The following is a 13,190-nucleotide window of genomic DNA, read 5'->3' as shown; positions in this document are numbered from 1 at the left end:
TGGTTCCGACGCCGGATGCGAAAGCCGACGCGGCGGACGTTTGTCGAAGTCGACAGAACGTGCCCTGTCGTTCACCTGGTGTCGACCGGTCGGGACGCGCTGTGCGGTATCCCTCACCCGACGACATGGCCAGGCGTCCTACCATCCGGGGATGAACCAACGGCGGTCAAGCGAGTCCGGTTTCCCGATCAACGGCGTCTACACGGAGGCCGACCTTCCGGAGGACCTGGACTCCCGGCTCGGCAGCCCGGGCGAGTTTCCGTACACCCGGGGTGTCTACCCCACCATGTACACCTCCCGCCCGTGGACGATGCGCCAGTACGCCGGCTTCGGCACCGCCACCGAGTCCAACGCGCGGTACCACCAGTTGTTGCGGGCCGGCACGATGGGCCTCTCGGTCGCCTTCGACCTGCCGACCCAGATGGGGTACGACTCGGACGAGCCGATCGCGCACGGCGAGGTCGGCAAGGTGGGTGTCGCGATCGACTCCATCGAGGACATGCGGCTGCTCTTCGCCGACATCCCACTGGACAAGGTGTCCACCTCGATGACCATCAACGCGCCCGGTTCGGTGCTGCTGCTGCTCTACCAACTCGTCGCCGAGGAGAACGGGGTGCCGGGCACCGCGCTGAACGGCACCATCCAGAACGACATCCTCAAGGAGTACATCGCCCGGGGGACGTACATCTTCCCGCCGAAGCCGTCGCTGCGCCTGGTGGCCGACACGTTCGCGTACTGCCGCAGCGAGGTGCCGAAGTGGAACACCATCTCCATCTCCGGCTACCACATGGCGGAGGCCGGCGCGACACCCGCGCAGGAGATCGCGTTCACGCTGGCCAACGGGGTGGAGTACGTGCGGGCGGCGCTGGCCGCCGGGCTCGCCGTCGACGACTTCGCGCCGCGGCTGTCGTTCTTCTTCGTGGCCCGCACCACGCTGCTGGAGGAGGTGGCGAAGTTCCGCGCCGCCCGGCGGATCTGGGCTCGGCTGATGCGTGACGACTTCGGCGCCAAGGATCCGAAGTCGATGATGCTGCGGTTCCACACCCAGACGGCAGGCGTGCAGCTCACCGCCCAGCAACCGGAGGTGAACCTCGTTCGGGTGGCGGTGCAGGGCCTGGGCGCGGTGCTCGGAGGCACCCAGTCGCTGCACACCAACAGCTTCGACGAGGCGATCGCGCTGCCCACCGAGAAGGCGGCCCGGCTGGCGCTGCGTACCCAGCAGGTGCTGGCCTACGAGACGGACCTGACCTCCACCGTCGACCCGTTCGCCGGGTCGTACGTGGTGGAGGCGATGACCGCCGAGATCGAGGCCGCCGCCGTCGAGTTGATGGAGCGGGTCACCGACCACGGCTCGGCGGTGGACGCGATCGAGGCCGGGTTCCAGAAGCGGGAGATCGAGCAGTCCGCGTACCGGATCGCCCAGGAGATCGACTCGGGCGAACGGGTGGTGGTCGGGCTCAACCGGTTCACGGTGGACGAGGAGGAGCCGTACGAGCCGCTGCGGGTCGACCCGACGATCGAGGCGGCCCAGGCCGACCGGCTGGCCCGGTTGCGCTCCGAGCGGGACGCCGACGCCGTCGCGCGGGCGCTCGCCGATCTTCGGGCCGCCGCCGAGGGTACGGAGAACGTTTTGTACCCGATGAAGGAGGCGCTGCGGGCGCGGGCGACGGTGGGTGAGGTCTGCGGGACGTTGCGTGAGGTGTGGGGGTTGTACCGGCCCACCGACCGATTCTGAGCCGCGACTGCGGCCCCGGGGCGCGCGGCGACTGCGGCCCCGGGGCGCGGTGTGTCCGGCGCTCTCAGCGGGTATCCGGTCGGTTGAGCCGGGACGCACACCCTGTGCGCCCACGGCGGGTGGGTGCGTGTGAGCGTCCTTATCCGGCTCGTTGCGCTGTGTGGTCGGCTAATTGTCGGAGTGTCAGTTCATCACCCCGACTAATGCGACAATTTGGCAACGGGTCTCCGACTGTCGACCGCGATTCGGGACCCCCGCGATCGGTTACGCGTTGTAGGAGGTGAGGGGCTGATGACGGCATTCGACCGTGATCTACCTGCTGTCCCACACCTTGACGAGCGGCCCCAGCAGGGCATACGTGACTCTGCGCGGTCCGATCATTACCGTAACGAGGTTGCGCAGCGTCACCGTCGGAGGTCTAGGCTGTCTGCTGTCCCCGATGATCCATCCATTCCTAGTGATCGAGAATTCGACGTGACGAGTGCGTTGACGCTGCCCACGAGTGGCCAGCTGGCGTCGTCCTGGCCGGAGACGCCACCGGGATCCGAGCCCCTGCCCCGCGAGTTGGACCACCTTCTCGCGCTCCGGGTGCCGGGGCTGATCGCTACGCGCCGTCACCTCCACTCGCACCCTGAGCTTTCCGGCAACGAGTTCGAGACGGCCGCGCTGATCGCCCGGGAGCTGTCGCTGGCCGGGCTGAGCCCGCGCCTGCTGCCCAAGGGCAACGGCGTGATCTGCGACGTCGACGGTCGGCCGGACGGCCCGGTCGTGGCGCTGCGCGCCGACATCGACGCGCTGCCGCTGGACGACCCCAAGGACGTCCCGTACCGGTCGACCGTGGAGGGCGTCTGCCACGCCTGCGGGCACGACGTGCACACCTCGATCCTGCTCGGCGTCGGCATGCTGCTGGCCCAGCTCGCCGACCTCGGTGAGCTGGACGGTCGGGTCCGGCTCATCTTCCAGCCGGCCGAGGAGATCCTGCCCTGCGGTTCGCTGGAGGTCATCGAGGCCGGCGGCCTGGACGACGTGGTGCAGATCTTCGCGCTGCACTGCGACCCGAACCTCCCGGTGGGCCAGGTCGGCCTGCGGGTCGGCCCGATCACCGCGGCCGCCGACAACGTGACCGTCCGACTCTCCGGCCCGGGTGGGCACACCGCCCGCCCGCACCTGACCGTCGACATGGTCGACGCGCTCGGTCGGCTCATCACCGAGGTGCCGGCCCTGGTCAGTCGCCGGGTGCCGGCCAACAGCGGCCTGCTGCTGGTCTTCGGCCACGCCTCGGCCGGCACCCGCTACAACGTCATCCCGTCCGAGGCGAGCGCGTCCGGCACCCTGCGGGTGATGGACCGCGACACCTGGGAGAAGGCCCCCAAGATAGTTGCTCAGGTGGTGCGGGACGTGATCGCGCCGACCGGTGCCACCGTCGACCTCGAATACCTGCGCGGCCGGCCGCCGGTGTGCAACGACGCCCGTGCCATCCAGGTGCTGACCGCCGCCACCGCCGCCGCCCTCGGGCCGGACGGGATCGCCGAGACACCGCAGAGCATGGGCGGCGAGGACTTCTCCTGGTACCTGGAGTACGTCCCCGGTGCCCTCGCCCGGCTCGGCGTGGGTCGCACCGGCCCCAACGTCGACCTGCACCGGGCGAGCTTCGACGTGGACGAGCGGTCCATCGCCGTCGGCGTCCGCGTCATGGTGCAGACCGCGTTGCGGGCACTGGCGGCGGCGCGCTGACCGGCGCGACCGGAGCCGGGGGCTTGCGCCGTCGGCGCAGCACCACCAACAGCGCCACCAGCGGTACGCCAAGCGCCACCAGCCACGGCAGCAGTGCGCCCAGCACCGTGAGCAGGACGGTCATCGAGACGACGAACGCCTTCCAGCCGCCCCTGAGCCCGACCAGGAAGCCGGTCTCGGCCTTCTCCTCGGTGTCCTTCGCCGCCGGCCCGGCCAGCGACACGGTGATCGTGGAGAGGGCGGTCAGGTCGGCCAGGCGTCGCTTCTTGGCCTCCAGCGAGGCCAGGTCGGCCTCCCGTCGACCCAACTCGTTCTCCAGTGACACCAGGTCGGTGATCGAGGTGGCTCGGGACAGCAACCGGCGGGCGCTCTCCACCCGGGCCCGCTGACTGGTGATCCGGGCCTCCAGGTCGACCGTCTCCTCGGTGACGTCCTGAGTGTTGATCTCCCGGCTCTGCTGCCGACCGAGCTTGGCGATCTCCTCCACCACTCCGGTGAACTTCCCCGCCGGCACCCGCAACTCCAACTCCGCCACCGCGTCGGCGTCGGCGCTGTGCCGCTGGTCGCCGCCGACGAAGCCGCCGGCCCGACCGGCCACGGCGGTGGCCTCGCGGGCGGCAGAGTCCACATCGTCCACCTGCACCCGCATCTTTCCGGTGTAGATGATCGCCCGCTGGTCGACCCGAAGGTCGGGTGCGCCCGCGCCGGCCCCCTCAGGTGCGCCTGCGGCGGCGTCCCGGTTCATCTCGCCGCCCTTGGCGGCTGGCGCCTCGGCCGCCGTACCCGCGGTGTCCTGCGACCCGCTGTCGCCGGCACCGCACCCCGTCAGCGCCAGGGCCGCTGCCAGTGCTGTCGCCGCCAGCAGCGCACCGCGGCGTCGTCCCGCCTGTCCGTCCATCCCCGCTCCCATCGTCGTCAACCGGTCTGGCGATAGCTCGGACGCGACGCGCACGCCGGCTGGTTCCGGCAGACTGCGCTGAGGACGTCACGATTCGATAATCGAGGAGTCACGATGCGGCTCACCAAGTACGCCCACTCCTGCCTTCGGGTGGAACACGACGGGGGAGTGCTCGTCGTCGATCCCGGGGTTTTCAGTGACGCAGCGGCGGCGCTGGACGGTGCGGACGCGGTGCTGATCACCCACGAACACCCCGACCACCTCGATCTGGCAGCGGTGCGCCTCCAACTCGACCGACAGCCGTTCCCGATCCACGGGCCCGCCTCGCTCGGCGAAGCCCTGGGCGACGCGGCCGACGTATTGCGCCCGGTCAGCGTCGGCGAGTCGTTCACCGCCGCCGGGGTCGCGGTGCGCGCGTACGGGGGGCGGCACGCCGTGATCCACCCCGACATCCCGGTGATCGACAACCTCGGTTACCTGATCAACGACGTGGTCTACCACCCGGGCGACTCCCTGGTCGTGCCCGACGAGACCCCCGTCGACACGCTCTTCGCGCCGATCCACGCCCCCTGGTCGAAGTTCTCCGAGGTGGTCGACTTCATCCGCGCGGTCGCGCCGCGGCGCGCGTACGCCCTGCACGACGCGTTGCTCAACGACAACGGGCTGGGCGTGCTCGACCGGCAGTACACAGCGCTGTCCGGCACCGAGTACCAGCGACTGGAGCCCGGTAGCCGGGTGGACGTCTGACCCGATGCCCGGCCTCTCCGCGGAGCTGGTGCAGCAGCTCTACCGCACCCCACCGGACCGGTTCGTGGCCGCCCGGGACGCCGCTGTGGCCGAGGCCCGCCGGGCCGGCGACCCGGCCACCGCCCGGCAACTGGCCCGGCTGCGTCGCCCGACGGTGGCCGCCTGGTTGGTGAACCTGCTGGCCATCGGACGCCCGGAGCTGGTCGCCGACCTGGTGCAGCTCGCCGACGCCCTGCGAGTCGCCCAGCGGGAGTTGCGGGGGCCCCGACTGCGGGAGCTGTCAGCGCAACGCCGGGCGGTGGTCGGCGCCCTGGTCGCCGAGGTTCGCAAGCTCGCCGCGGCCGAGCCGGACGCGCCACCGGCGAGCCGGCTGCCCCTGGCCGAGGTGGAGGCGACGCTGAACGCGGCGTTCTCCGACGTCGAGGTCGCCGAGCAGGTGCGGGCGGGTCGCCTGCTGCGGGCGGCCAGCTACGCCGGCTTCGGCGAGGTGCCCCGGCCGCAACTGCGACTGGTCACCGACGATGACGAGGAGCACCAGGAGGAACGCCCGGCCCGCCGACCCGGCCCCCAACGGGGCCGTCCCGAGGCGTCATCCGGTACGGACCGGGCGGCCGAGCGTGCCGAGCAGGCCGAACGGGCCGCACAGCGGGCGGCCCGAGCCGAGCGGGCCCGGCAGCGCCGCGCCCTGGACCGGGAGTTGGCGAAGGCCCAGGCCGATCAGGAGCGGGCCGAGACCGAGCTGACCGAGGCGACCGGGCAGGAGCGCGACGGTGTGGCCGTACTCGATCGACTTGAGGTCGAGTTGGCCGAGCTGGAGCGGCGGCGCGCGGTCGCCGAGCAGGACCTCAGCCGGGGCAGGCTCGCGCGGCGTGCCGCCGAGCGGGCGGTGACGGTGGCCCGGCGGCGCGCCGGTGAGGTCGAGGCGGCCCTTGAGGCACTGGCGGCCGAAGAGGGGGATGCGGACGCGGGCGGTGGCGCGGCAGACTGAGCATCGATGGACGACGACGAGTGTGCGGGCCGTACACGGCGAGTGGCCCCGGGTCGGGGCGTGGTCGCCGGGCCGGGTTGCCCGAGCGGGGCGGCGCGGTGACCCCGGAGCAGGTCGCCGCCGCCAGTAAGCCCGTCGTGCTCGACCTGGGCGACGCCTTCAGTCGGGACCCGACCACGTTGCGCCGGGCCCGACTGCTCGGCATCTCCGGCTGGGCCTTCTACATCAGCGGCCGGGCCGGAGCGCTCGGCGGTGTGCGGGCCGAGACGGCCGCCGCCGCCCTCGGGTTCATCGCCCCGGACGCGGTAGCCGACGGCTGGGACGCCGCCACCCGGGTCGTGCCGCCGTTCGAGGTGGCCGCCGCGAGCCTCGCCGAATGCTGCCGGTGGGGGGCGCAGCAGCTCGGCCCGCTGCCCGGCACCGAGCGCCTGTCGGCGCTCGTCGAGCGGGCGGTGGTGGCGGCGGAGGCCAGTGGGATGCCGCTCTTCGCCGCGTGGCGGGCCATGCCGCTTCCGGATCTCTCACCCGGGGCTCGCAGCGCCGCCGGGCTGCGGCTGCTCCGGGAACACTTCACCGGCGCCTATCTGCTGGCGGTACGCGCGGCCGGGATGACCCCGCTGGAGGCCGTGCTGTCCGGGCCGGAGGGCGAGGCCGGGGCGGTGGCCTGTGGCTGGCCGCCGCCGTACCCGCCGATCGGGCCGTTGGTGCGCCGCCGGCTCTGGGCGGAGGCGGTGACCAACCGACTGGCCGCGCCGGCGTTCACGGCCCTCGGGCCCGCCGACGGCGCGGAGTTGGTGGAGTTGCTGCACCGCACCCGGGTCGACCTCGGCTGAGTCTCCCGTCCGCCGAAAAATGGGCGGCGCCGCAGCGAATCGGCTGCCAGGATGTCCTGCCGTGACCCTTCCCGCTGGTTGGACGACGCGCCGACCCACCCTCGACGACGTGCCGGCGATCCTCGCGGTGGTGCACGCCGCCGACACCTTCGCCATCGGTCATCCCGACTTCGACGCCGAGGACGTGGCCGCGTCGCTGACCGCCCCCCACTTCGACCCGACCCGGGACTCCTGGCTGGCCATCGACCCCGACGACACCGTTGTCGGCTGGGCGACGGTGGACAACCCGACCGGGGTGGGCCGGGAGTTCGTGGAGGTCTACGTCGATCCGGTACGGGCTGCCACCGTCCGCGCGCCGCTGCTGCTGCGCCAACTGGACCGCGTCGCCGAGCGGGCCGCCGAGCGAGGGCTGCCGTCACTCACCGTCCGCTGCGCGGTCTTCGCGCCGGAACGTGACTGGGAACACGCCCTGCGCGGGCTCGGGTTCACCCTCGTCAAGCGGTACGTCCGGATGAGCCGACCGCTGGACGACCTGCCCGACGAGCCGACTGGGCCGTCGGCCGTGACGGTGCGGCCGGTCCGCCCGGACGACGAGACCGATCTGGTGGAGTTCCACCGGATCTACGAGGCCGCCTTCGGCGACACCCCGGACCACGAGCCGCTGTCGTACGAGCGGTGGCGGGCCCGGATCGGCGATCTGACCGCCTGGGACGAGTGGTTCGTCGCCGAGGTGGACGGGGTGCCGGTCGGCGCGTTGCAGTCCTCGGACCAGGCGCTCGACCAGCAATCGGGCTGGGTGAAGAGTCTGTCGGTGCGGTCCGCGTACCGTCGCCGGGGTGTGGGTGCGGCGTTGCTGCGCCGCGCCTTCGCCCGCTACGCCGAGAAGGGGCGGCGCGCAGTCGGCCTGGGCGTCGACCTGACCAACCCGACCGCCCCGCTGTCGCTGTACCGGTCGGTGGGCCTGCGCGAGACCCAGTGGACCGACATGTACGAACTTTCCGTCCCGGCGGCCGGTGTGTGATTGACGACCCCGGTCCTCCCCGACCGGGGCTCCGGTCGACAGCGGTAGCACACTGGAGGCGTGCGATACGCGCTGCTACGCCGAGGCGGTGCCGGTGGGGCGGGCCCGCAGCTCGGTGACGTAGTCGTCCGGGGCGCCCGCCTTCTCGGCGGCGTTCGCGATCTCCGACAGGTACCAGGAGGTCGGCAGGCCACCCTCGTACCCGTTGAAGACGTAGATCCACGCGGTCACGTCGCCGTCGAGGGTGGAGACCCGGACGTGCAGCTTGCGGTACGTCCCGGCGGTCACCCCCTCGATCTCGTCGAGCTGGCCCGCGTCGTACGGGTGGATGTCGTAGAGCGCCACGAAGACCCGGTCGCCGGGAGACTCGACGAGGGTGCTCACCGCACCCTCCCAGCCGATCACGTCCGCCCCGGCGAAGGTCAGCCGCCAGCCCTCCAGCCAGCCGGTGCCGACCATCGGCGAATGCGGACAGTAGGCGCGCATCCGGGCGGGATCGAGATTTGAGCCGTAGGCGGCGTGATGACGCACGGCGATGACGATAGCCCGGCCGACGGGTGGGGGAGAATACGACAGTGCGTGTCGAATGCGCTCGGGAGAAGAAAGTCACTGTGAGCATCAACGAAGGGCGAACGCTGTGAGCCGGATCGTGATCATCGGCGGAGGGCCGGCCGGGTACGAGGCGGCACTGGTCGCCGCCCAGCTGGACGCCGATGTCACAGTGGTGGAGGCCGACGGTGCGGGCGGTGCCTGCGTGCTCTCCGACTGCGTACCGTCGAAGACCTTCATCGCCAGCTCGGGGGTGGTCACCGGCTACCGCGACACCGAGGAGTTCGGGGTGCACTCGGACGGCCTGGAGGCGGTCACCGTCGACGCGCGCGCGGTGCACGAGCGGGTCAAGCGGCTGGCCCTGGCGCAGTCCGCGGACATCCACGCCAAGCTGCTGAAGGCGGGGGTCACCTTCGTGGCCGGCACCGCCCGGCTCGGCGAGGACTCCCTCGGGCACACCCACCGGGTCGTCGTCACCCCCGCCGACGGCGCGGAGGAATACTCGATCGACGCGTCCACCGTGCTGGTGGCCACCGGCTCGACGCCCCGTCAGCTGCCCACCGCCGTACCGGACGGTGAGCGCATCCTGACCTGGCGACAGGTGTACGACCTGCCGGAGCTGCCCGAGCACCTGATCGTGGTCGGTTCCGGTGTGACCGGCGCGGAGTTCGCCAGCGCGTACCTGGCGATGGGCGTCGAGGTGACCCTGGTCTCCAGCCGGGACCGGGTGATGCCGCACGAGGACGCCGACGCCGCCTCCGCCATCGAGCGGGTGTTCCGCAACCGGGGCATGGAGATCCTCAACAACTCCCGGGCCGACGCGGTCCGGCGTACCGCCGACGGCGTCGAGGTGGAGCTCTCCGACGGCCGCAAGGTGACCGGCTCACACGCGCTGATCACCGTCGGTTCGATCCCGAACACCGCGAACCTGGGGCTGACCGAGTACGGGGTGGAGCTGGGCCGGGGCGGTTACCTGACCGTCGACCGGGCTTCCCGGACCAACGTGCCCGGGATCTACGCCGCCGGCGACTGCACTGGTGTGTTGTTGCTGGCGAGTGTCGCCGCCATGCAGGGCCGGATCGCCATGTGGCACGCGCTCGGTGAGGCGGTCCGCCCGCTGCGGCTGCGTACCGTCGCGGCGAACGTCTTCACCGACCCCGAGCTGGCCACCGTGGGCGTCTCGCAGGACGAGGTCGACGCGGGCAAGGTGCCGGCCCGGCAGGTGATGCTGCCGTTGTCCGGCAACGCCCGGGCCAAGATGGACGACCTCTCCGACGGTTTCGTGAAGCTGTTCTGCCGTCCCGCCAGCGGTCAGGTGATCGGCGGTGTGGTGGTCGCGCCGAAGGCCAGCGAGCTGATCCTGCCCATCACGATGGCGGTCGAGAACAACCTCACTGTCAACGAGCTGGCCCAGACCATCACCATCTACCCGAGCCTGTCCGGCTCCATCACCGAGGCGGCCCGTCAGCTCATGCTGCACGAGTTGGAGTGACCCGACCGCGTGCGGGCCGGGTCAGGCTCGTCGCCACCGTCACCAGGACCGCCACCTCGGCGAGGATCAGGAGGCGTTCGGCCAGGCCGATGAGCATCCGGTCGCCGGGGTAGGCGGACCAGATCATCGCCGCCGCCAGGGCCAGGCTCAACAGGACCAGGGCGCGTAGCGTCCGGGCGGCGGGCGTCAGGTCGGGTCGGCGGGCGAGCAACCAACCGGCCACCGGCAACGCCAGGAAGGCGATCACCGACGCGTACCGGTGCAGGTAGGCGGCGGTGGTCATGGCGGTGCCCGGCTCGTTCGTCGGCACCACGGCGGCCAGCAGCAGCCCACCCACCCATGCGCCGAGCAGCAGCTCTGCCGTTCGACCGGAGCGCGATCGGGGTGGGCTGGCGCGGCGCAGCCCGTACAGCAACGCCACTGTGGCGAGCGCGAGCACCACCATGGCGACGTCGATGACGCCGCCGCGGTCGGAGACCGCGAAGTCGCTGATGGTCAACGCCCACGGGTTGAGGTCGTCGTTGACTTCGAGGTGGCCGATCACTGCCAGCAGCGTCGCCAGGGCGATCCCGCCCAGGGCCAGCAGGCCGGTACTCCGGGTAACAGGCATGTCTCTCAGCCTGTCGCCGTACCCACCCCAGCCGAATCCGGGACAGCCACCGAAATAGCCCCCGGGACCACCCCTAGAGGCCTTCCGGCAACCCTGCGGCGATCTTGCGTTTTCGGTTGTCCGTATGCGTGTTAGGCCCTGATTGCCGGGACAGTAAGGGCAAGATCGCGGAGGCTGGGGTCGAAACTCTCAGTCGATGGGGACTTTGACCGCAGCTACCGCGGCGGCGGCTCGGGCGTGGCGGGCGCTGACCACTGTCATCGCCCATCCCGCGGCGGCGAAGCCGGCGGCCGCGGCGGTGGCGATGATGGCCAGCCGCCAGGCCGACTCGGTCAGCGCGGTGCCGCCCAGGTGCCCGACGAGCGCTCCGTAGGTGGCCCAGCCCAAGGCCGCGACGGCCTCGTAGATGACGAACAGGCGGTACGGGTAGCGGCTGCGCCCGGCCGAGAAGCAGGCCGCCATCCGCCCGCCGGGCACGAACCGGCAGAGCAGGATGACCAGCGGCCCGGGTTGTCGCAGCCCCTGGGTGACTCGGCTGGCCACCCGGCGGGCGCGGCTCAGTTCGGCGTGCCGGGGTGGCCGCCGATCCGGTGCGCTGCGGCCCAGCAGGTAGCAGGCCAGGTCGCCGGCGAACACGCCGAGCGCGCCGACGGCGATGGTGACCGGCAGGCTGAGCCCGCCGTAGACGGTGAGCGCACCACTGGTGATCATGACGATCTGGGTGGGGATCACCGGCACGAAGGCGTCCGCGATCAGCAGCGCGAGCAGCACCAGGTAAGCCCACGTCGGCGACGCGACGTCAGTCAGAAGTTCGGGCACGCCTGCCACCTCGCCGAATGCGGCCGATTGGGTGTCTTGAGCCTGACGCCGTGTCCGGCGTCACCGTGGACGGCCCCGGCCCGTCGTGACCGTCGACACGACTGAGCCACCCAGCTACAACGAGCCCGATCGGTGCCGGGTGACGCTTTCGGAGGGCGTTGCACCCATTTGAGGCGGGCGGCGGAACGCCGTTCGTCGGCGTACCGTTGTCGGCGCGGCCACGCCCGTCGGGTCCCCCGTTCCTGACGATTCGGCCGCCAGGGCCGCCGGCGGGTCCCGCGCCGGCGGCCCACCCCTCCGCCGCGAAATCCGGGTGCGCCCCCGATCGTCGCGCGGGTACGGTCGCCCCATGCGCAGCGCGGTAGTGATGATCACGACGCCGGGTGTCCCCGGCGCGCCGCTCTGACGTAACCACAGTCGACCAGGCCCCGGGGCGATCCGCCCCGAGGGCAGCGCGCCGAACGGAGCTCAGGTCGCCTCCGGGTCGTACCCGATCCAGGAGCCCGACATGATCGACCACCGTAGGCTCGGCCGTGAGCTGGACCTCTTCGTCTCCGACCCACTGGCCGGCGCCGGCCTGCCGATCTGGTTGCCGGCCGGTGCCGCCGCCCGGCACGCCGTCGAGGAGTACGTCCGGGAGTTGGAGCGCCGCTCCGGCCACCAGCACGTCTACTCGCCGCCGCTGGGCAAGCGGGAACTCTTCGAACTCTCCGGCCATCTCGGCTACTTCGCCGACGACATGTTCCCGCCGATGCGGCTGAGCGCCGACGACGAGTTCGTGCTCCGGCCGGCGCTCTGCCCGCACCACGCGCTGGTCTTCCGGGCGCGGGGCCGTTCCTACCGGGAGTTGCCGTTGCGGATCGCGGAACTGGGCGGGATGTACCGCGCGGAGCGATCCGGTGTGCTCGGCGGACTGTCCCGGGTACGTGCCATCTCGCTCAACGACGCGCACACCTTCTGCGCGCCCGAGCAGGTCGGCGCGGAGGTCGTCGAGATCCTCGGACTGATCCGTGCCGCGCACGCCGCGCTCGGTGTCCGGCCGGCCGGGTTCCGGCTGTCGCTGCGCGGGCCGGGCGGGAAGTACGTCGGCGACGACGCCCAGTGGGCCCGCGCGGAGGAGTTGCTCCGGGAGGCGCTGGCCGGGATGGAGTACGTCGAGGCACCGGGGGAGGCTGCCTTCTACGGTCCGAAGATCGACATCCAGATCGTCGACGCCGCCGGCCGGGAGTCGACCATCTCCACCGTTCAACTGGACTTCGACAAGCCGGAACGGTTCGACCTGTCGTACACCGACTCGGACGGCAGCCGGCGTCGCCCGGTGATGGTGCACCGCAGTCTGGTCGGCAGCATGGAGCGGCTGTTCGCGTACCTCATCGAGGTGCACGAGGGGGCCTTTCCCGCCTGGTACGCGCCCGTCCAGTTGGTGCTGCTGCCCGTCGACGACGGCCAGGCCGGCGCGGCGGCCGACCTGGCCCGGCGGGCTCGCGACGCCGGCCTGCGGGTCGAGGTCGACGCCGCTGGCTCGCTGGGCGCCCGGGTACGGGACGCGGCTCGCCGCCGCGTCCCGTACCTCGGGGTGCTGGGGGCCCGGGAGGTGGCCGACGGGCACCTCGCGTTGCGTCTGCGCGGCGGCCGCGCCCTGGCTCCGATGCCCGCCGACGCGGCTCTCGCCCTGATCCGTGGGCAGGTCGACGCCCGCGCCAGCGACCTGCTGCCACCGGACTGACCCGCCCACCGATCGTCTCGCGCGCACGGCCGCCCGAC

12 protein-coding genes are annotated in these 13,190 nt (G+C 71.9%); 8 read left to right on the top strand and 4 right to left on the bottom strand.

The window, feature by feature from the left end:
* The first annotated feature begins 151 nt into the window (after window positions 1-151).
* Both ACZ6NZ_RS00535 and ACZ6NZ_RS00530 read left to right on the top strand, forming a co-directional pair.
* Complete coding sequence (locus ACZ6NZ_RS00535; RefSeq protein ID WP_366612685.1) at window positions 152-1,735, top strand: acyl-CoA mutase large subunit family protein; 1,584 nt, start codon at window positions 152-154, stop codon at window positions 1,733-1,735.
* Window positions 1,736-2,209: 474 nt separating this feature from the next.
* Window positions 2,210-3,469 carry an amidohydrolase gene (locus ACZ6NZ_RS00530; RefSeq protein ID WP_366612684.1) on the top strand — a complete coding sequence of 420 codons (1,260 nt, stop codon included), beginning with the start codon at window positions 2,210-2,212 and terminating at the stop codon, window positions 3,467-3,469.
* On the opposite strand, the gene ACZ6NZ_RS00525 is transcribed toward ACZ6NZ_RS00530, so the two are convergent.
* Entirely contained in the window at window positions 3,426-4,388 is a 963-nt protein-coding gene (locus tag ACZ6NZ_RS00525; protein ID WP_366612683.1) for a DUF4349 domain-containing protein, read from the bottom strand. The two genes, ACZ6NZ_RS00530 and ACZ6NZ_RS00525, sit on opposite strands and share 44 nt — an antisense overlap.
* Window positions 4,389-4,481: 93 nt before the next feature.
* Here ACZ6NZ_RS00525 and ACZ6NZ_RS00520 point away from each other — a divergent pair, with 93 nt between their 5' ends.
* The 4 genes from ACZ6NZ_RS00520 (at window position 4,482) to ACZ6NZ_RS00505 (ending at window position 7,956) form a co-directional block, all read left to right on the top strand.
* Entirely contained in the window at window positions 4,482-5,114 is a 633-nt protein-coding gene (locus ACZ6NZ_RS00520; RefSeq protein ID WP_366612682.1) for an MBL fold metallo-hydrolase, read from the top strand.
* Window positions 5,115-5,118: 4 nt separating this feature from the next.
* Entirely contained in the window at window positions 5,119-6,102 is a 984-nt protein-coding gene (locus ACZ6NZ_RS00515; RefSeq protein ID WP_465854563.1) for a hypothetical protein, read from the top strand.
* Between the two features lie 98 nt (window positions 6,103-6,200).
* On the top strand, window positions 6,201-6,935 hold the full coding sequence (locus ACZ6NZ_RS00510) for an SCO6745 family protein (RefSeq protein WP_465854561.1): 735 nt from the start codon (window positions 6,201-6,203) through the stop codon (window positions 6,933-6,935).
* Between the two features lie 61 nt (window positions 6,936-6,996).
* Entirely contained in the window at window positions 6,997-7,956 is a 960-nt protein-coding gene (locus ACZ6NZ_RS00505; RefSeq protein WP_465854559.1) for a GNAT family N-acetyltransferase, read from the top strand.
* Between the two features lie 75 nt (window positions 7,957-8,031).
* Here the strand turns inward: ACZ6NZ_RS00505 and ACZ6NZ_RS00500 are convergent, their stop codons facing one another.
* Window positions 8,032-8,487 (bottom strand): gamma-glutamylcyclotransferase family protein, encoded by a 456-nt coding sequence (locus tag ACZ6NZ_RS00500; protein WP_112588201.1) that lies wholly within the window; start codon window positions 8,485-8,487, stop codon window positions 8,032-8,034.
* 106 nt (window positions 8,488-8,593) lie between these two features.
* Here ACZ6NZ_RS00500 and ACZ6NZ_RS00495 point away from each other — a divergent pair, with 106 nt between their 5' ends.
* Complete coding sequence (locus ACZ6NZ_RS00495; protein WP_366612678.1) at window positions 8,594-9,997, top strand: NAD(P)H-quinone dehydrogenase; 1,404 nt, start codon at window positions 8,594-8,596, stop codon at window positions 9,995-9,997.
* Here the strand turns inward: ACZ6NZ_RS00495 and ACZ6NZ_RS00490 are convergent.
* Both ACZ6NZ_RS00490 and ACZ6NZ_RS00485 read right to left on the bottom strand, forming a co-directional pair.
* Entirely contained in the window at window positions 9,975-10,607 is a 633-nt protein-coding gene (locus ACZ6NZ_RS00490) for a DUF998 domain-containing protein (RefSeq protein ID WP_465854556.1), read from the bottom strand. The two genes, ACZ6NZ_RS00495 and ACZ6NZ_RS00490, sit on opposite strands and share 23 nt — an antisense overlap.
* A gap of 189 nt (window positions 10,608-10,796) precedes the next feature.
* Window positions 10,797-11,426 (bottom strand): DedA family protein, encoded by a 630-nt coding sequence (locus ACZ6NZ_RS00485; RefSeq protein ID WP_366612676.1) that lies wholly within the window; start codon window positions 11,424-11,426, stop codon window positions 10,797-10,799.
* 508 nt (window positions 11,427-11,934) lie between these two features.
* On the opposite strand from ACZ6NZ_RS00485, the gene thrS reads away from it, so the two are divergent.
* Window positions 11,935-13,152 carry a threonine--tRNA ligase gene (gene thrS, locus ACZ6NZ_RS00480; protein WP_465854554.1) on the top strand — a complete coding sequence of 406 codons (1,218 nt, stop codon included), beginning with the start codon at window positions 11,935-11,937 and terminating at the stop codon, window positions 13,150-13,152.
* The last annotated feature ends 38 nt before the right edge of the window (window positions 13,153-13,190 follow it).

It is taken from the genome of Micromonospora sp. NPDC047756 (assembly GCF_055587245.1).
Note: the sequence above shows the minus strand (reverse complement) of the source record. Positions and strands in the feature narration are given on the sequence as shown.